This is a genomic window from Marinimicrobium agarilyticum DSM 16975, from assembly GCF_000423345.1.
GTDB classification, from domain to species: domain Bacteria; phylum Pseudomonadota; class Gammaproteobacteria; order Pseudomonadales; family Cellvibrionaceae; genus Marinimicrobium; species Marinimicrobium agarilyticum.
The window spans coordinates 1-18,749 of the sequence record NZ_AUHU01000006.1 but is presented as its reverse complement, the minus strand read 5'-3'; the positions used below and the strand labels follow the sequence as shown (position 1 = coordinate 18,749).

Sequence of the window (18,749 nt, the reverse complement as noted above, 5' to 3'; positions counted from 1 at the left end):
GTAAAGTGTCCAAGTGGAATGACTATGCTCAGTTGAACTTGGGTATCCTGCTCCAGGGAGAAAAACGCATCATAGTAGAGGCCAATACCAGCGTACTTGCCTAGAACCGCAGAACCTTGAAGCGGAATACCGAATCAGAAAAACAGAGAGAGGTAGTGACAGAAAGAAGCAGCCATTCTTTTAGGCCTCAATAGTGTGAAAAATGTCTCTCCTCAGAGAACAGCAAGCTGCTGCTGAAGTAGGGGGACGATTCATTTGCCGTTCCGATGCCTCCAAGGGGCAGTCGAATGCCCAAGCCAAAATAGTGGGAGTTTGTTGAAATATGAATAAAATGGTAACCCAACTGAATGCTCTCCGAGGTGGATACATAGCCCATGTACCAGCCTTTTTGGTGTTTTATGCCAATATTTAGGCCAAGGCTGGTGTCTTCATAATCATTGCTTTCCCCGACGGAAACGCCAGCAAACGGTATCCATTCAGCTTGGTTGAGGTTCAGCTGATAACCCAGGTTCACATCCCAGGCTCTAATGTCGACAGACGGCGAGTCCGAATAGTCGTAGGGATCACTGTGACAGTGGTATGCCTCGCTCCCAGAATGACATCCGTGCACGTCGGTGCCCCCCGGGTGCGAAAGCACACCGGATGAGAATATCGTTAATGCGAAAATGGCAAAACGGCGCATCATTTTAAACCTCTTATCAAGGGTATAGAAGTTCTTTCGGTGTCATCAAGTTGTTTTAAATTGAGGATGCTGGTCTCTCCGGCCATTGCTGCCGCTCCCCTAAAAAGCCTGGTCATGAGATTGTGAACCGCTGTGCATTCCCTTTCAGGGGGAGTGCTGGTTTTCCGACTTTTGGGTGTTAATTGTCTGTTCCAGTATCGCGATGTTGCGGCCGATGTCAGTCATGTTCGGGTAGGCGGCATGGGCGGTGCGCAATACTTCCAAAGCGCTTTGGTAGTCTTTCAACTCGATATAGATACGTGCTCGTCCGAGTAGAGCCGGTTTCTTAGTTTCCGAGAAAGACTCGGCTCGACTGTACAGTGATTCCGCCTCGACGTAGCGTTTCTGGTTGAAATGATAGTCCGCCGCAGAAATCAATGCACTGGCGTTGCCGGGATCGGCATCAATGGCCAACGTATAGTGCCTGGCTGCTTGGGTATGGTCGCTAAGGCCCCGAGCAGTGCGGGCTTTGAGCAGCTCATACTCTGATCTTTCAGAGTCTGGAACCGTCCCTCTCGCTTCATAGGCGGTAAGGAGCTCATTGAGCTCCTGCCAGCGGTCCTTGCTCTCGAGCCACCCCGATACTTTATTCAGGAATGCCAGGTCCACTCTTCGCTTGGACATGTAGCTCTTCAGAAGGACCAGGGCTCGGTCGTAGCTGTCCAGTTGCATATGCAGTTGTGCAGCAGCTAGCTCATTCTCGGCGTCATCGTTTCCCATGGCGAGAGCGGTTTCCAGGCTGGCCAGGGCCGCGAAGTCCTTCTGTTGCTCCAGTTGAAGAAAGGCCATATTCAGCCACAGGTCCGCATTGTCGGGAGTGGCTGAGAGCATTTCCCGGAGCAGTCCCGTCGCTGCCGGATAAAGATCGGCCCGGGACAGGGCAGAGAGTAGGCCTCTCTGCCATTGAGCGTTCTCTGGATCGAGGGCCAACGCGTTCTGGTAAGCGGCGATGGCGGATTGAGCGTTGTGCAGCTTGAGGTTCAGATAACCCAGTTGGCCATGGATGAGAGGATTGTTCTCTCCAAGCGCTATGGCCTTGGCGAAGTGCTTTCGCGCCTTCTCGTGCTGTTCTGTTACCAGGTAAAGCTGACCCAAGTCGCTGTGGGCCCGAACGAACTGAGGCATACGGATAAGTACCGTTTCGAAAACCTCTTCGGCCCTGTCGTATTCCTTCAGGTTAAAATAAATCTGGGCTTTGAGATGCAGGAGGGCAGGGCTGAGCTCCAGGTCGAATAGCTTATTCAGTTCTTCGAGCGCGGCGTCGCGGTCGCCCTTGTCCAGAAGGTCGCGAAGTCGTGCTGCCATTTCCAGCTCATGTTCGGCGATACCCGCTTCGCGCTCCATATACGGGTTGGCGAACTGAGGAAATACGAATTCAGGCTCGCTCAGTTTAATATTGATGTCGGCTTCCTGTGCGCTTGCTCTCAGTGTTGTGGTCAGGCCCAAAAGCAGGCTGGCTGAAACAACCATGGCGCAAAGTATACCGGGTTTGGATGAATGGGATGCTAGCATTGCGCCTCCAATTACTGACCCGCGGTGATTCATGGCGTTAAAGCTCCCTGAACCTGATGGTAAAATAATACTCGCCATTTACCGGATTTCCGTCCTTTTTCGGTATGGTGAATTTAACCGCATCAACATGTTTTCGAATGACTGGCACCATCTGAGGGTAGCCCGCATCAACGATTCGCTTAATGTAGGCTTCGCCTCGCGTATCAATGATAATATCCACTTTGGCCTCCACCACTCTGATGCCCTCCTGGATCAGTTCCCGGGGGATTCTGGAGTCCCGGCTGCTGACAATCTGTGGCACTTCATCCAGTTTTTCTACCCTGAACGACCGGCTATTGCCCGACATTTCCGTGTCCAGTTCCATCATGTTCCGATCCATCTCCGGTTGCTCAATCTGCTCCACTTTGACATTGGCCAAAGTGGGTCTCTCTGAGAACTGCACCTTTGGTCCGCTCTGGTTTCCAATCTGGTTGATGGACAGTTGAGATGCGGTGGTTTCAGTCCGCTGCGCACGCTTCGGGGGAGGTGGCGGCGGCGGTGGAAGCCCCACCTCCACATCTCTTATGATGACGCGCTCCGGCTCCTCCGGATCCACGTTGGAGAATACCGTCAACAGACCGATGATCCCCGCTGAAAGAAGAACGGCCAGTGCCACTGCCAACAGGTCCCTTAAGCGTCTCTTCATAAAGTCAGAACGGGTCATAGTACTGGTTGGCCCCCCTCTTAGCGCTCAACCGTTGCGATGCTGACATTGTCAGCACCGGCCAGCTTTGCCTGATCGATAACGTCCACAAGCTTTGAAGTCACCACATCTTTGTCAGCCTGGATTATCACTGGACGGTCCCGCTTGCGTAGAGCGACTGAAACGGCGCTTCGAATGCCGGCGACGCCGACGTTGGTTCCCGCATACACTACCTGGTTGTCCGAGGTAATGGCGATCAATATGGCGGAACGCTCTAATGTTTTTGTGGAAACGGCTGATGGCTTGTTCACGTCGACCCCGGTCTCCTGAACGAAAACTGAAGTCACGATAAAGAAAATTAGAAGAATAAACACGACATCCAGCAATGGAGCCAGATCAATCTCGTGCTTTTCCTGCTCATCAAGCCTTTGGCGTAAATCCCGATGCATGATGTTTTTGAAACTCCAATAGATACCGTTGAAAGCGACTGTTAAGGGTTGTCTGAAGAATTATCGCTGGAACGACAAGGGCCAGTCCTAGCTGTGTAGTGAACATGGCCTCGGAGATACCGCTGGCAAGCAGCGTATTAAGGTCCAGTGCCATATTATAGGACAGCGCTCCAAAGGTGCTCATAAGGCCATTGATTGTGCCCAATAAGCCCAGCAGAGGCAGCGCCGAGCTGACGACTTTAAAGCTGCGGCTTGACGTTCGTACGCGGGCGGCCCATTCGCGACTGGTCGGCATCAAAAAGCATAGCTTGATCAGTTGGCTGTATATCGCCACCGCCAGGATGACAATGGCGATAGCGATAGGGCTTCTGAACACGATCAAGTCACCCCAATTCATGTCGTGACGCCGCCGGCTCGTTCGCTGGAGTGATTGTTGAGTGCAATCGCGGTATTTTCCAGGTGGTGCATATAGCTTTTCGTCTTTCTGGAGAGCAACGCACTGACCACCAGTGCAGGAATTGCAACGATCAGGCCCAGCTCCGTGGTGACGAGCGCTTCCGAGATGCCCCCTGACACAGCGGCAGGATCGCCGCTACCGAAGATAGTCAGCATTTTGAAAGTTTTGATCATTCCGGATACGGTACCCAGCAAGCCCAGCAACGGTGCTATGGCGGCGGTGAGTGCGATGACACCCAGATATTTTTCTACCTGACGGCGGGACTCAGCCAAGTGTGAGAAGAGACTATCGTCGCGACCCTGAGAGGGAGGCTGGCTCGCGATAATATCCACTATTCGTTGATATGGCGGATTATCGCTCTTGAAGACATTCTGTGCCCAGCCGAGTGATTGGGGGGTGTTTGTGGTGAGCGCCGTTTCAACCTTATCCAACGTGGCCTGAGAGGGGTGTGACAGTCGTCCCAGCTGAATGGACTTGACAATAGCGATGCCCAAAGCAAGAGCGCCGGAGAATAGGATGGGTATGATCCAGAGCCCGCCTTTCTTTACATGTTGCACCAGGGTTTCCTTGTTCCGGGCAATCTCTATCGCTCTGCCCTGGGTAGGGTCGAAAACAGGCGCTCCGGCCCCCGAGCTGATCAGTTGGCGAAGCTCCTCGTGAGCATCACTGTCAAAGGTGTAATAGCTCGCTAGGTGCCGGCTCGGTGACACCTCGTAGAGGCCTGAGGTATCTCCTTCTGAGGATACGAACCAGCTTGCCGGGCCCACCCGTATTGCCTGCGCGTGGATGAACTCACCGGAAGAGACGGCGATCTCAGTTTCCTCCCAGGAGGGGCTTGTAGCTGAATCCAGGTAGGATAGCGACCAGTCAATAATAGCGGAACCGGTATCGTCTCCCTTGGGGCTTACAAGGTAGTTTTCGGAGACCAAGCTGACATAACGTTGTAGCAGGTGCCGCTGATAGTCTTCCTGGTCTTGCCATCGTTTCAGCCGTTCCTGCAGGTTCTGTAAAGACAGGAGTTTCTCATCGGCTTCCCTCTGGATGCTGGCCGCCGCTTCGCGAAGCTGTGCTACCTCACGCTCGGCGCTGGTCAGCCGCTCGGCATAGGCGCGCTTTTCCTTGTTTATGCTGAGAGAGCTGGATTCAAGCTTGTCCTTGGCCGTTTCGATTTTTTCCATAATATCATCGGAAAAATCAGATTGGCCGTAGCTTTGTTGGCTGAATAGCCCAACAACGATAAGAAGCAAAGTCGATAGCTTAAATTTCACGTGGCAAATCCATCTGGTTGGTTGGCGCTTCAGAGAGAGCCGCTCGGGGGGCTTTCAATGGCAAGTGGAAGACTTGTCAGGGTGGCCTTATCCGGATTCTTGGCCACTTGAATTAAAGCCGTAATTTCATTGGAATCAAGGGTGTCGTTCAGAACATTCTGAGTGGCTTCGTTGTGCCACCAGCGCCAACCTCCAGGGCGGGATTCGCCGTAACCATAGTGGCTGCCATCGGCGCTTACGTACCAGCCGAGAGAGGCTCCCAAGTACACTTGAGTCACCATGAGTCTGGTTTTCTTTCGGTCGTTTTGTCTCGGCACCTCAATATTGCCCGAGTGGATCGCAAGCCGCTGTTCGAACTCGTGGAACTCGGTCAGCAGAGTCAGAATTCCGTCCAGCCGGTCACTGAGGGCCATGCTGTCGTCGCTCAGGCGTTTGAGTTTCATCTCCCAACTCGTCTGTAGTGGCGGGGGAAGGCGAGGGCGCTCTGCGCTTAGCCGGTGCACTGCCACATTAATACTCTTTTCCAGTGAGTCTTGTCGTTGTTCGAGTGCGTTCTGTTGAGCGAGCACGTCGGAACGCTCACTCTCGGCATCAGTCGTGGAAGATTTGTGAGAGTCTATTACCTGACGAAGAGTCGCCGCCTCTTCCTCGAGCAGACGGATCTGTTGATCGAGAATGATTTTTCGTTCTTCCCAAGAAGAACGTAATTTTCCCCGCTGGATTTCCAGGCTGAGCCATTGTTCGACCAGGGCGTTGGGGTTCGGCTGCTCGGCTTGCAGGGGCACGCACGCCAGCACCCACCCTATACCTAATGCGGCAGCGACGAAAACTTTATACATAGGGTTGTAACTCTGCTGATCAAAGAATTTTAATGGCGATTACTGGCTTCGACCGGAGCCCGTGCTTTGTCTTCTTCCTATCTCGGATTGCTGGGTTTCCATAGCTTCTTGCTTTTCTTCCAGCGCGCGCTTGAGGCCTTCTTCTTTCCAGTACTCACCCAGACCGTTCTGGAATCCCGCATTGAATTGTTTCGCTAATTCTGGAGGGCAGGTGTCGGGCTTTGACTCCCCTTCACGTCCCAGTTCATAGCCTTTTTCAAAGGTGCAGAATTCTTTTATACCTTTGAGAAATCCGCGCTGGTACACCTTCGCGTCTTTTGAAGAAAGATTGTCCCCGCAGCGGTTCTTGTAGACACTGAGCAACTGGATTGAAAAGCCATTGGTGGCATCGAAGTAGCCGTGCTTGGCCCACTCGTTATTTTGGCAGAAGGCCGCCCAGTCTTTTTCAGTAACGTTTTGGCAGCCGAGCAGGCCGACTAACCCAAAGGCCAGCGGTAGGGCTAGAGAGGTGCGGGTAAGGAAATTGCAACGGACAGCCATAACTCATTCCTTTGGTTGTTGTTGAAGTCGCTATTGTCGCTATTAGTAATCTTATAGTCTTGTAGACACTACAAGGCGTTTTACAGAAAATCAAGCATAAAAGTGTATATCTCTTTACCTTCTGTTGTTTTTGCGGTTAAGCGGAGTATGTCCGTTAAAACAGACGACAGAGCGCCGCCGGTCGGTTCGGTTCACTCAGTCCACCGTTTCCAATAACACCCAAATATCCGACTCCGCCAGCTCGCAATGGTGGTACAGCACACCCTGCTGGGGATGAACTGATTCGGTGGATACCTGTTGCTGCTCGCGGGAGAGGTAGATTGACGTTTGCTCCCTGGCAAAATCCAGACGGAAAATGTCGGATTCGCGGCAGCGGCCGCCGGTGACGTAGAGCACCCCCTCGTCCGCGACGCCAAGCAGTTTAGCGTTTTGTTCCAGAGCGGTGGACAGTCGCTCTGGGCGTTCGCCCTCACGCAGGACCCACAGGCTACGCTGGCCCACGTAGTTGAAATAGATGTCGCCCCGGTAGTGGACGGCTGAACCGATGGCGCCGAACGTCAGTTGTTGTTCACTGCCACTCTCCAGGTTGATACGCCAGAGATTCCGGGCCTCGCCACTCGAGCGCAAGGCCACCAACCGGTCGCCCTCCGGCGTGAGTGACAGTGGCTCCAGGTCGCCGGCGTCGCCGAGCAGGATCGTACTGCGCTGCTCGTTCAGGCGATAGGCGTATAGGTTGCTCCCCGCCTTGTAGAGGAGCCGCTCGCCGTCGCCGCTCCAGTTGATGGCCTCTACATCTCCGTCGATCCTTGGGCCGGGAATCGGCCGCTCGCCGTCGTCGGTCACCAGCCACAGCTGAGTCTGTTGGTCGCGCACAGACGCGTATACGAACGTGTCTCCCGATGGTGAAAAGCGCGCGATATAGTTCAGGTGTTCCGGGTTGGCAATCTGCTGGCGCGTGCCATCGGGTTTGAGTTGCCACAGGGCTGTTCGCGGCCGGGACCGCGCGTAGAATATGGCCTGTCCATCGGCCCGGTATCGATGATGTGTCAAGCGGACATGGATTTTGTCGTCGTGTTCAATGAGGCGGGTCTCGCCATCGCGATACAGCAGGGTCAACGTCTGCTCGCCCGGCGCATAAAGCAGCACGCCGCTGCCGTCCGGGATCCAGCTCATTTCCACGGTGTTATATTCAAAGGCATGGCTCGCCTCGCGCTCGCCGTCCGGCCCGAGCAGATCGATCCGAATGCCCCCGCTGTGCTGGCTGGCCACGGCGACCTTGTCCTCGTGTACCCGGCTGAGTAACGGGTTGCCCAGAAACGCAGCCGAAGGGGCCACATCCAGCCGTTGGGCAGAAAGGGAATAGTGGTAGCGCTGATTGAGGGCGGCATCGCCCTGGCGCCCCACCAGCTCAACGGTGGTCTCATCCCACCAGGTGGCGCTGCCGAGGTGACCCTGCCACTGACTGAGACGGTGCTTTTCGAGCACCCGTCTCCGCTCCAGGTCGAGCCGGAAGATGTGTAGGTCGTAGAGCTGAGGCTCCCGACCGAAAAAGCTGAGGGGCTGGCCCTCATCGTCAATTCGTTCGATGGCCAGCAGGCTGTCTCCGCTGGGCGACCAGCTCAATTCGAGCCACTGACCGTCCGTGCTGGTAAGGCGCCAGTCCTCTCCTTCGGCGTCCCGCACTAATAGTTGGTATTCACGAGCGCTGCCGCTCGCGAGCGGCAATACCTGGATGTAAGCCAGGTACTCTCCGTGCGGGTGCGGCTCGGGGGCCGTTTGGTGGCCAGGTCCGTCGATGAGAGGCTGCGCTCCGGCAAAGTCGGTCCGGTGATGCTTGTCGAGCCTCGGGCCGCTGTGTTGCACGGACAGGTAAAGGCCTCCCAGTAGTGCCAGCACCAGGGCCCCCAGCAGCGCAGGCCGCCAGCGCCGGCGGGACGGTTGGCTCTCTTGGTCGGGAAGGGCCTGCGCGAACACCGGTTGAACCTGAAGCTGGTACCCCTTCTTGGAGTAATGGGTGACGATGTCCTGCTCCCCCAACAGCTCCGCCAGTGCCTTGCGTAGCAGGTTGATGCTCTTTTGCACTGAGCCATGCGTCACCACCCGACCGGCCCACACCTGCTCCACCAGCTCCTCCTTGGGCACCACACGCTCTGAATGGCGAGCCAGATAGTGCAGCACTTCCATCACCTTGGGCTGAAGCCGCAGGGTCTGGCCGTGGGCCTCGATCTCGTTGCGCGAAGGGTGCACTCGCACTTGGTCGAGAGAGAATGAGTCCGTATCGTTATGCGTCATGGGCCTCTGGCCGGTTATTGTTCGGAAACAACGCTTACCAATGGTTACTCGGTGAGTCAGTGTAGCCTCATTTTGCCCGATACACTCCACAAACAGCAACTTGAAGGCTGCTGGGCTTTGCTCGTAAGTGACTATTTTTAAAAGACTTTTAAACGGTAAGCGAAAAGTCAGCGAACCGTTTGCCCGCGGTCAGTGCAAACTGGTCGAGAGACTCTATATTGCGGGTATGGCGACCGGCATAAGGGTCGGTACCAATCACCCCGATGGGAGGAGTTTGACCATGAAACGTTTGAATCTCTTTGCGCTGGTATTGCTGGGTTCTCTGGCCGCCGCCGCTTCGGCCGAGGAGCGCCCGCCCCAAATCTACTTGAACGAAAACCTGGGCTTTAATATCGAGGGCTATAACTACGTCCAGGACGAACTGCCCTGTGAGATCGAGAAAAGCCTGGTGAGCAAAATCCTCGAGCGCGCCGCAAAGCGGGGCCTGGCAATGCAGGCGGCAAGCACTGCAGATAAAATCCAAGGGGGCGATACGCCTGTGTTGGCCATCGATATCGAAGGCCTGGCGCTGGGCAGCAAGGAGTTCACCTTCGGTATGGATTCCAGCTCTAACCTGCCGGCGGTGAAGGTGACGGCAGGGCTGATTCACGCCACCGAGCCCAACAGCGTGGTTACGGCCAGCCACAGTTGCGCCTTTGCGTCGCTCACGGAGTTCACACCCAGCAGCAGCGTGCTGGACATGGGCACCACTCACACCGTCTGCTCGGCCACGCAAAAGTGCCTGAATGACTTGAGCAACGATATCGTGCAGTGGGTGGTGCCACAGCTTTGATCGTTCTGTAGCCCTGCGTTTTAAGCGACGAGCCACTGCATGATTGATACGTTTGAGCCGATCCCATAAGCCGTGCCCGCAAAGTCGCTAGGGGGCTACCAGTATTCCAGCCCGCCTCAAGCCCGGCGTTATCCTGCCGATAACAGGGGATTACCGTTTATGGGAGTCCCCTGATGTTCAATCGCCGCCTCAAACAGGAAGTCGAAGCGCAGCGCGCAGAATTGGCAATGCTGCGCCAACTGACCGAACAGATGGACCGGGGCACGCTGTCTATTACGCTGAATGCCGACCTCTGCATCTCTGTCGTCAATCAGGCCTTTGCCGATGCGCTCGGTTACCGGAAAGACCAACTGCTGGGAAGGCCGATGTCGGAAATTGTGCCGCCCTATGTCCCAAAGCTGGCTTGTTTCCGAAACTTTAATCAGGCCATCGCCAGGGGCGAACCCGTCAGTGACGACTACCGTTACTTGCGTGGCGATGGTGGCCCTCTGGTCTGGCTGAACGTTCACTGGTTTCCGGTACGAGGGGCGGACGGTAAGCTTGCCTACGTGCAGGGCTATGCCCGTGACGTCACCAAATCCGTGGAAGGTGCAAAAGAAAGCGAGGCCTTCATTGATGCGCTGATTCGTTCTACTGCGGTCATTCAGTTCAACCTGGATGGGATCATTATCACTGCAAATGAGCAGTTTCTGAGGGCCATGGGCTACCGGCTAGAGCAAATTGTCGGCAAACACCACCGGATGTTCTGTACCCCGGAGGAGGTCGACTCACCTGAATACGCCGCTTTCTGGGAAAAGCTCAACAACGGACAGTACGTGGCGGATCGTTTTAAGCGTATCGACAGCCGTGGCGCCGAAGTGTGGCTTGAAGCCACTTACAACCCGGTTTATGACGCCGAGGACAATCTCTCAAAGGTCGTGAAATTTGCCAGTGTGGTCACGGACGAGGTAGCACGGGAAGCCCAAGTGCGAGAGGGCGCCAGCGTTGCCTACGAGGTGTCACAGCAGACCGATGTCAGCGCCCAAAGAGGCACGACAGTCGTCAAGAAGACCGTCGAAACCATGGAGCAGATCGCCGCACAAATGCAGGCGGCGACGCAAAGTATTGAAGCGTTGAGTAAACAGTCCCTGCAAATCAACGCCATCGTGCAAACCATTGGTGGTATTGCCGCGCAGACCAACCTGTTGGCGTTAAACGCCGCCATTGAGGCCGCCAGAGCCGGTGAACAGGGGCGAGGGTTCGCCGTGGTGGCCGACGAGGTACGCCAGTTAGCGGCTCGCACCAGCAACGCCACTGAAGAAATCGTGAGCGTCGTCGAGAAAAACCAATCGCTTTCAGATGAGGTCATGCGTCAGATGTCAGGCACCCGACAAGAGGCCGAGCATGGCCTGGATCTGGCGAGCCAGGCGGGCGCCGTGATTGTGGAAATTCAGGAAGGCGCCAAACAGGTGGTGGACGCGGTAGAGCGCTTCGCCAACCGGTTGCAGTAGCGGAAGGCTCAGCGCTTTCGGAAACGAGTGTGCAGGCGCTTCAGCGCCTTTCTGTTTGCCTGCTCCTCCGCGCTGGGCCACTCTACCTTCTTGGTTTCGCATTTGACGATACCGGAGGTTCCCAGGCGTAGACGCCACCGCTGGGCTGTGGAGTAGCCCTGGCTGACTTCGGTAGTGACCAGTAAGAGATCGTAATCATGTTGCTTATCGATGGGGTGCGCTTCAACGGCACAGGGCGGGTCATCCTTGTCCGTCCAGGTGAATACCTTGTTCCTGGTGGCCTGGATTAGTGAGCAGAGCTCCTCGCAATCCAGGCTGAGGCGCTCCTGAATCTGGTTCTCAACCAGCGCGGCCTTGTCCAGGTTCAACATGGAACGGAAGCAGATGATCTGGCGGTCTTCATTGGCGGCCCATGTGCTGGAATGATCCTGAATCTGCTGCGGCAAGTCGGGCCGTTTACGATAGTCCAACCATGCAGTCTCTAAGGCGAGCAGCTTGTTGGTGTAGGGCATCAGCAAGCGAATTTTCCAGCGAGGCCGTCCTTTTCGCAACCAGCCGGTGAGGCGCGCTATCATGTCATCGCGCAGCAAGTCCCGCAGCGCATAGGTCAGCGCAATGGCAAGAAGAAGTGCCAGTGACAGCTGCTGACTGTTCGCGCGAGTATTGAACAGGAAGTAGGTGAACAACGACATGATAAGCATCGTCGTCACCGCTTTGACCAACTTTCGCGTGCCAGAGCCCAATTCGCTCACCTTGGAGCGCAGCACCACCGGGAACTCCAATAGCCTCAGGTAGAGACTCATTCGATTCCAGAGGCGGGTCGGGTTGCCACCGAAATCCGGCTCGTACTTCATCTCGCGCCGGTACCGATACTCCTGCTCCAGAAACTCCCTGATGGACTGCTTCAGGTCAGGATTGAGCCCCGAAAACCCCTCCATGGCCATACACTCGAGCAGGAACTGCTCCGCGTGCCAGGAAAAATAAACGTCCACCAGTCGAAAGTAACGGTGATGACTGTCTTGCTCCGGGCGGGACTTTCGTAGCCGCAGGGCGAAGTTCTGGATCAAGCGAAGTGCCCGCTTTACGGGCTCGTCCGCGAGCTCCGCGTTCAGAATCTGTTGACGCAGGTGGTCTATCGACGCTCGATACTGGAACAGCCAGGACCCATATTGAATTTCATAATGTGGTGAGAGCAGGGTGAACGAGCTGCCGGACTTTCCCGCTCGGCTACTGTCGGGGTGCCCCAGAAGACGAAAGCGGTGCTCTAGCGCCTTGAAAAAGAACTGCTGCTCAGAGAGCGTCCACTCAGAAAACCGCCCCTCATAGGGCGTAAAAAGATAGAGCTCAACCTTATATTTTCCTGGCCGCTTCAACGCACGTGTAAACTGCAGGCGATAATCGCCCTTGCGCCTTAGTGAAAACACGACACCCTCGATACACTCCTAATCATCACCACGACTCGTCGAACTCACCAGTATAACCCTTGTACGCATGCCAAAGCCTCCTTACCAGAATTGGAGCTGACACAAAGGCTATTGATATTAAGTTATTGATTATATTTATCTATTAATCGCCCTTTGTCACGGTCAGTGGCGATCCAGTGTTCTTTGCATAGCGCGCAGCATACTCTCCCCCTCGGTTAATTGCCCTTTACAGCGGGTTGGTAGCTCCCAGCCGGTTGTTGTTCCCCACTTATCATCTGCGCTACGCATGCAAGTGCCATCGCCGAGGTCTACCCAGGTTTTGCCGGAGGCATCCTGCCAACTGGAAAGGTCGGACGTTGCGGTGTTCTGCAAGCGTTCGCGCCTGGTGCGGGCGTTTCTGATCTGGTCCCTGAGGCCCGGGTGAAACACATTGCCAGGAGGTGATTCGCTGGTGGCAGGTAGGTGGTGCGGAGTTATATCCAGAGCGTGAATATCAAGCCGGGGTCCTTGCTGGGTAATCTCTTCGGTCGCCGCTGTGTTTTCAGGTGACGGGGGAACTTCTGGTGAGCTGAGTTCTTCCGCCGCCAGAGAGTCTTGCTCCAGCTCGGTTTCTGCTACCGCTGTGCTTTCAGGTGGTGGGGCTGATGTGATGGGCTCTTCCGCCGCCGGGGACTCCTGCTCCGGTGCGGCTTTTGCCGTCGCGGGGGCTGTCGCGGCGGTAGTGAGATTGATGCGCAGGCTCGGCGCGGTGGCGGTTGCCTTCACCGCTGCTGGCCGGGGAGTCCATAGCGTCAGCAGGGTGGCGTGCACCAACACGGAGGCCAGTAAGGTGAGCCACAGAGTTTTTCGGGCGCCCTGGCGCGAAGGCTTATCCTCGCTTAGAGCGCCCTCTTGGGCCATGGAAGACAGGTGCAGAGGGCACACATCCTGTGCCGGTAGAGCTTGATCCATAAAACAACTGGCGTGATGGTCGAGTCTTCACGGACTGGCCGGCGCTTTGATAGTTCCCCGGACCTGCCGCCGAGGCTTATAGTGTGAAGAACGGGAAAGCATTGCTTACGAGCCTTGGCCGCTATCAGGCTCGACAACATTCGAGAGGTTGAAATGAGAGCATATCGACTATGCCGGTCAGATCAGTATTGTCTATGATGGCCCTGTCGAAATCATCCCCTGGCCATCGACTAGGACAGTGATAGCACTCACCCCTCAGCCAAAAAGGAGAAAGCCATGCCCAACCAACACGGCGAATTTATCTGGTACGAACTGCTCACCACCGATAGCGAGGCCGCGCTGGCCTTTTATAGTGCCATTCTGGACTGGCAGGCCACCGACAGTGGCCAACCCGATATAGACTACCGCATTCTCAGCGTCCAGGACGAGGAAGCGGGGAGACAGCGTGATGTCGCGGGCCTGATGCAACTGACCGAAGAGATGTGCCAAAGCGGCGCGAAGCCTGTGTGGCTGGGTTATATCGCCGTGGACGATGTCGATCAGACGGTCGCCTACATCGTCGAGAGGGGTGGCAGTGTTCAATTGCCCCCGACCGATGTTCCCAATGTCGGACGTTTCGCCATGGTCAACGATCCGCAGGGCACTCCCTTTTATGTCATGAAGGGCAGCAGCAATGAGACCAGTCTGGCTTTTGCCTCCGACAAACCCCGCGTGGGACACTGTGCCTGGAATGAACTGATTACCACTGACCCTGAAGCCGCCAAGGCCTTTTACTTCAAGGCATTTGGCTGGACCAAAGACGGCGAGATGGATATGGGCCCGATGGGAGCCTACGAATTTATCCGCCACAACGGAGTGATTGGCGCCATCATGCCCAAACCGAAAGACATGCCGATACCAATGTGGCATTACTATTTCCGCTGCGCTGATATTGACCTCGCCTGTAAGGCCATCACTGACCATGGCGGACAGATCATCCTCGGGCCCGAAGAAATTCCCGGTGGAGACTTCATGGTCAAAGGGTTCGATCCCCAGGGAGCGTTGTTCGCCCTGGTGGGCGCAAGACACTAAAATACAGGAGCCGATATGACTAATTTCGTTACCTGCCTGTGGTTCGACCACGGCGAAGCCCGCAAGGCGGCCGAGTTCTACGCCGCGACCTTTCCCGACAGCTCTGTCGACCGGGTCAACACCGCCCCCGGTGATTTTCCTGGCGGTCAGGGAGGGACTGAATTAACGGTCGAATTTACAGTACTCGGTCGGCCGTTCATCGGCCTTAACGGGGGTCCGAACTTTTCGCCGAATGAATCCGTCAGCTTCATGGTAGTCACCGAGAACCAGGAAGAGACGGACCACTACTGGAATACCATCATCGACAATGGCGGCGAGGAGAGCGACTGTGGCTGGTGCAAGGACCGATGGGGCTTTTCGTGGCAGATCACGCCGCAGCGGCTCCTTGACCTGGTCACGAGCGATGATGCGGCCGAGGCCCAGCGCGCCTTCGAAGCGATGATGACAATGAAGAAGATCGATATTGCCGCCCTTGACGTGGCAGTGGCCGATACCTCTCTGAGCAGATAAAGGTCGGCGGCTAGTAAGTGGGGATTAGGTGTGTCTACTTTTCTTGGGAAACTTGGATACATAACGTCCGTATACGGGGCGGTTGGCTGTAACGTAGCGAGGAACGAGCGAAGTAAAAGCCGTCCCAGCCACGAAGTGGCGAATACGGTTGTTATGGTTGAAGTTTTTTAACATGTGAAGCCTTGCCTATGCCGCCCTCTTTATAACCTATAGCTAAATAGAATGCACTTGAGTTCGGGTCATCTGTATAAAGTTGAAGGCTGCGAAAAGTTCCTCGAGCGTAGGTTTCGACTTCCGAGACTAACTTTCTCCCAACTCCGTTCAGGCGATGCGTTTCAGCTACATATAAATGACGCACTCTCCCCACTTCAGTGGATTCCTGGTATGGATCAATGTTTAGACCGCAAATGCCAACGAGTTTACCGTCTATTCTAGCCACGAATAGCCCTTCTCCTGGCTTTGCAAATGTATTTTTACCGCCAATATACAAATTTTGAAGCCTTTGAAGTGCTCCAAAGTTTGCCCCCAAGCTCTCTTCTAGCAAGAGATGAAAGTCCTTAGGTAATTTTTGTATACGGTCTATGATCATCGGGAAACATAACGTCCGACTGCCTGGATGACAGCCGCGTGTTAGCTAATAGTAGCATGGTAAAAGAGTTTGCTAATTCCTTGCTTCGGGTAGTTTCGGAGGCAGCCGAAACAGTCGAATCCTAGACTTTCGTAAAACTCCGTGCACTGAAAAGAGAAGGTGTCTAGGAAAATATCTCTGACAAAAATTCCTACTTGGTTATGGTTATCTTCTGTGCCGAACGCTTTATTGAATTCCTTGAGTCCAGTCATTATCAATTCGACATCAGTCGAACTTGGATTTTTGCAAACCTCGATATCCATAAAGACTCGCTTTCAGCTAAAGCCGCAGTATACAATAAACTTTTATCTTCAAAGCAGCGTTAAACTTGTCCGGTTCAAGAGGTGCGCGTACATAATTACTTTGTTAAATGCCATATTCACGCTCCACTTTTGCCACGCGAACTCGAAAGCTTGAATACCATTTTTGGCGACCAAGCCGTTGAGCTTCTCGGTGTTCCGCATTCCTTCTCCATTGGGAAATCGACTCCTGGCTCTCCCAGTAGGACACAGTGATGCCCAGCTCCTCTCTCACCGACTCGACCCCAAGAAAGCCCGGCTGTCTTTCCGCTAACTCCAACATTCTGTCCGCCATTTTCCCGTATCCGTCGTCATCTTCGGTGCGATGGCTACTGAATATAACGGCATAGTATGGCGGCTCAGGAGTTTTGGCTATATCGGACATAGATCCCTCTGTGCTTAACATTGTGATACTGCGCATGCTCGATATCATTCCGTCTATTCTGGGAACTATTTGTTCTTTCCGGAATTTTTTGATAAGGGAGCGGAAAGCATGCAATCCCTCGTAGTCATTCGCGCATTGTGGAAACGCAGCGGCCGTATCGGCTGATATCTTTGGACGTAAGTTGCCATATAAAATGCCTTCTGGCAAGCCTAAAGGCTTCTGTCGCCGGCCGAGCAGGCTAACGAGCATGAAGCCCGAAGCGTTGGAAGAACTCCATGAATGCAGCTCTCTCAGACTGGATAAGGTGCTTGGGCAGACCAAGGTCGTTGACACGGGGATTCTGGATACACCTATGTGGCGGTGGCCGGATCAGAGAACTTCGTCCTGAGTGTGAAACCGAACGTCTACTTCTCCTAAGCAGTGCTTTCGCCTGCCTGAAGAGAAATTCGACGGGTCGAGCAAGGGTCGGGCTAGTTCAAGGAGCCGGATGTAGAGTATGCGCTATGTCATATTCTTGGGTGGGGGGCTGTGCCACAATAGCGACAACTGACAAGGAATCACACGGAGGAGTCTTATATGAATGACACATATAAACGTTCTAGAAAATTTTTACTCATATTTTTTGTTTTAGGCCTTTCGGTACCCGCTTCGAGCGACGACGATCGCGACACCAGCAGGCTATCAATAGGGGTGGGATACGGAGCGCTATTTGGTGGCTTGGGGTTCAATATAGCCCAAGTCGATGAGAACAACTATCGATACCTATCGTTGGGTGTCATTTCGGCATATAGAAGTGACTATGACGGGCAGAAAGATAGCGATATTGCCTATGGCGTAGGTATAGGTTTGATCAGAACGGATATTATTCTTCCGGATTCTGGTAATCATGGTCTGGGCTTGTATGCTGGGGCCGTGGGCGCCGATACCCGCTGGGAGGATGCTCCGCGCCGAAAGGAATCTCTGGTTACCCGCTATGGTGGAGGCGCCACTTATCACTACTTTGCGGCGGGTCCCAAATCCCAAGGGTTGGTTGTCGGCATTTCCCTGTTGTTCAGTCCTGCATCGGATGAGAACGAAAGCAACGTATTGGCGACGTTGGGCTATAGGTTTTAAAAAGATGTCGTTGCAGATTGACGTGAAGCCAAGGCTAAATGCCGCCTCTTTTACACTTTTTTATGAGTCTGACAGATCAAAGTGAAAAACTATGTAATATCGATCAGATTCTGGTACGTTTCTGTTGATATATAACCATTTTTCCAATGCATTTTTGGCAGACTTGCCAAATACTTTTCCTGTTTCGTGTTCAATTTTTATATTTTTTGGGGTTGAAGCTGGCTCTGAGCGGTCAAGCGAAAATGTAAGCACAGCACAGCCGGAAACAGGTGGTTGAGTTCCTTTATTCGGATAATCTGGAGCCACTTTAACCACGGGATTTTCAGCGTGAACGGCACTCAAGGTGCTCACATCTTCACAGCTTAGTTCGCTGGCGATCCCTTTGCCCGCCAGCATAAGAAAAAAGGCTAAAAATAACACTCTCATAATACACTCCAATGTACTCGTACGCCGCACACGAAAACGCGAGGTTGCGGGCGTCCGTCGCCCGACAGGGGGCATATTGCCGCGTATGTTTAGTCTTATTGGAACAGCTTTTGTGTACTGTCGTCCCAATAAACGGCATTTACTATCCACTCGCTTTTTGGCCTGTAGAATACGCAGATAAAACGCACCGCATGCTTTTCAAACTTTCCAATGAAAGTGTGCTGAACAAAGCTATCGCCAGCCTCTTGGGAACCAATGAAGTCTGATCCCAATATATTCCCAAATCGAGAGGCGACTGTCTTTAGTTGAGACTCTGTTTGATAAGCGAGGTTGCTAATCTCTTCCTCCGGTAAAGGCCAATACGGCTTTAATATTTCGTAGGATTCTTTCGGATTTCCGGCGCCGAAAGCGTTAGCTGCCTTTTGGCATAATTCCTTGGTGCCGCTGATATCAGTGATAGGATCAGCCCACGCTGAAAGCGATACCACCAAACCAGCAAAAGCAATGATATATTTCAATGATCTCTCCTTATTGTGTATGGTAGTGTTCCCCACAAAAAGTAGACACCCTAACTATGCGGCCAGTGCCGCCTTTTCCTCGAACGCAACTGGACTCATGCCATCGTTCGCTGAATGCCTTCTTTTGCGGTTGTAGAATATTTCAATATACGCAAAGATCCCCGATTTAGCATCCTCTATCGAGCGGTAATCTTTAGCGTAGATCAACTCAACTTTCAAACGACTGAAGAACGACTCCATCGGGGCATTATCCCAGCAATTTCCTTTTCGACTCATGCTCGGCCTAACTCCTTGTGCCGCCAGGTAATCAACGTATTGTTGCGATCGGTACTGAACACCCCG

21 protein-coding genes are annotated in these 18,749 nt (G+C 54.0%); 5 read left to right on the top strand and 16 right to left on the bottom strand.

Going from position 1 to position 18,749, the window contains the following annotated elements:
- Positions 1-187: 187 nt before the first annotated feature.
- The 9 genes from G547_RS0107275 to G547_RS0107235 form a co-directional block, all read right to left on the bottom strand.
- Positions 188-685, bottom strand: a complete 498-nt coding sequence (locus G547_RS0107275; RefSeq protein ID WP_157209813.1) for a hypothetical protein — start codon at positions 683-685, stop codon at positions 188-190.
- A 141-nt stretch (positions 686-826) separates the two neighbouring features.
- Positions 827-2,233: a tetratricopeptide repeat protein gene (locus G547_RS20525; RefSeq protein ID WP_169449431.1), complete on the bottom strand. Its 1,407-nt coding sequence runs from the start codon at positions 2,231-2,233 to the stop codon at positions 827-829.
- A gap of 37 nt (positions 2,234-2,270) precedes the next feature.
- Positions 2,271-2,936: a hypothetical protein gene (locus G547_RS20520; protein WP_051235002.1), complete on the bottom strand. Its 666-nt coding sequence runs from the start codon at positions 2,934-2,936 to the stop codon at positions 2,271-2,273.
- Positions 2,937-2,956: 20 nt separating this feature from the next.
- The gene (locus G547_RS0107260) at positions 2,957-3,364 is read right to left on the bottom strand and encodes an ExbD/TolR family protein (RefSeq protein ID WP_027329282.1); all 408 of its coding nucleotides are present in this window, start codon (positions 3,362-3,364) and stop codon (positions 2,957-2,959) included.
- Positions 3,336-3,761 (bottom strand): MotA/TolQ/ExbB proton channel family protein, encoded by a 426-nt coding sequence (locus tag G547_RS20515; RefSeq protein ID WP_051235000.1) that lies wholly within the window; start codon positions 3,759-3,761, stop codon positions 3,336-3,338. The genes G547_RS0107260 and G547_RS20515 overlap by 29 nt, the downstream gene beginning before the upstream one ends.
- Entirely contained in the window at positions 3,758-4,999 is a 1,242-nt protein-coding gene (locus G547_RS20510; protein WP_157209812.1) for a MotA/TolQ/ExbB proton channel family protein, read from the bottom strand. Before G547_RS20510 ends, G547_RS20515 begins: the two co-directional genes overlap by 4 nt.
- Before the next feature lie 119 nt (positions 5,000-5,118).
- Entirely contained in the window at positions 5,119-5,928 is an 810-nt protein-coding gene (locus G547_RS0107245) for a DUF3450 family protein (protein WP_084645763.1), read from the bottom strand.
- 39 nt (positions 5,929-5,967) lie between these two features.
- Positions 5,968-6,468 carry a DUF2799 domain-containing protein gene (locus G547_RS0107240; protein ID WP_027329280.1) on the bottom strand — a complete coding sequence of 167 codons (501 nt, stop codon included), beginning with the start codon at positions 6,466-6,468 and terminating at the stop codon, positions 5,968-5,970.
- Positions 6,469-6,663: 195 nt separating this feature from the next.
- Entirely contained in the window at positions 6,664-8,760 is a 2,097-nt protein-coding gene (locus tag G547_RS0107235) for a winged helix-turn-helix domain-containing protein (RefSeq protein WP_027329279.1), read from the bottom strand.
- Positions 8,761-9,040: 280 nt separating this feature from the next.
- Here G547_RS0107235 and G547_RS0107230 point away from each other — a divergent pair, with 280 nt between their 5' ends.
- Complete coding sequence (locus G547_RS0107230) at positions 9,041-9,592, top strand: hypothetical protein (RefSeq protein WP_027329278.1); 552 nt, start codon at positions 9,041-9,043, stop codon at positions 9,590-9,592.
- 173 nt (positions 9,593-9,765) lie between these two features.
- Positions 9,766-11,082: a methyl-accepting chemotaxis protein gene (locus G547_RS0107225; protein ID WP_027329277.1), complete on the top strand. Its 1,317-nt coding sequence runs from the start codon at positions 9,766-9,768 to the stop codon at positions 11,080-11,082.
- 8 nt (positions 11,083-11,090) lie between these two features.
- Here G547_RS0107225 and G547_RS0107220 read toward each other — a convergent pair whose 3' ends face one another.
- The gene (locus G547_RS0107220) at positions 11,091-12,506 is read right to left on the bottom strand and encodes a hypothetical protein (protein WP_027329276.1); all 1,416 of its coding nucleotides are present in this window, start codon (positions 12,504-12,506) and stop codon (positions 11,091-11,093) included.
- Positions 12,507-12,668: 162 nt separating this feature from the next.
- Positions 12,669-13,457: a hypothetical protein gene (locus G547_RS0107215; RefSeq protein WP_157209811.1), complete on the bottom strand. Its 789-nt coding sequence runs from the start codon at positions 13,455-13,457 to the stop codon at positions 12,669-12,671.
- 276 nt (positions 13,458-13,733) lie between these two features.
- Here G547_RS0107215 and G547_RS0107210 point away from each other — a divergent pair, with 276 nt between their 5' ends.
- The gene (locus G547_RS0107210; protein ID WP_027329274.1) at positions 13,734-14,528 is read left to right on the top strand and encodes a VOC family protein; all 795 of its coding nucleotides are present in this window, start codon (positions 13,734-13,736) and stop codon (positions 14,526-14,528) included.
- Positions 14,529-14,543: 15 nt separating this feature from the next.
- Entirely contained in the window at positions 14,544-15,038 is a 495-nt protein-coding gene (locus tag G547_RS0107205) for a VOC family protein (protein ID WP_027329273.1), read from the top strand.
- Between the two features lie 151 nt (positions 15,039-15,189).
- Here the strand turns inward: G547_RS0107205 and G547_RS23005 are convergent, their stop codons facing one another.
- Both G547_RS23005 and G547_RS0107195 read right to left on the bottom strand, forming a co-directional pair.
- Positions 15,190-15,627: a GNAT family N-acetyltransferase gene (locus G547_RS23005; RefSeq protein WP_084645761.1), complete on the bottom strand. Its 438-nt coding sequence runs from the start codon at positions 15,625-15,627 to the stop codon at positions 15,190-15,192.
- A 405-nt stretch (positions 15,628-16,032) separates the two neighbouring features.
- Positions 16,033-16,350, bottom strand: coding sequence for an antibiotic biosynthesis monooxygenase family protein (locus tag G547_RS0107195; protein WP_027329271.1), 318 nt, complete (start codon positions 16,348-16,350; stop codon positions 16,033-16,035).
- A gap of 576 nt (positions 16,351-16,926) precedes the next feature.
- On the opposite strand from G547_RS0107195, the gene G547_RS0107185 reads away from it, so the two are divergent.
- The gene (locus tag G547_RS0107185) at positions 16,927-17,463 is read left to right on the top strand and encodes a hypothetical protein (protein WP_027329270.1); all 537 of its coding nucleotides are present in this window, start codon (positions 16,927-16,929) and stop codon (positions 17,461-17,463) included.
- Positions 17,464-17,523: 60 nt separating this feature from the next.
- Here the strand turns inward: G547_RS0107185 and G547_RS23360 are convergent, their stop codons facing one another.
- The 3 genes from G547_RS23360 to G547_RS0107175 all read right to left on the bottom strand — a co-directional run.
- Positions 17,524-17,889: a hypothetical protein gene (locus G547_RS23360; RefSeq protein WP_157209810.1), complete on the bottom strand. Its 366-nt coding sequence runs from the start codon at positions 17,887-17,889 to the stop codon at positions 17,524-17,526.
- A 95-nt stretch (positions 17,890-17,984) separates the two neighbouring features.
- Positions 17,985-18,407, bottom strand: coding sequence for an RNA-binding protein (locus G547_RS0107180; RefSeq protein ID WP_027329269.1), 423 nt, complete (start codon positions 18,405-18,407; stop codon positions 17,985-17,987).
- Positions 18,408-18,461: 54 nt separating this feature from the next.
- On the bottom strand, positions 18,462-18,749 hold a 288-nt coding region (locus tag G547_RS0107175), incomplete at its 5' end, for an IS3 family transposase (protein WP_027329268.1).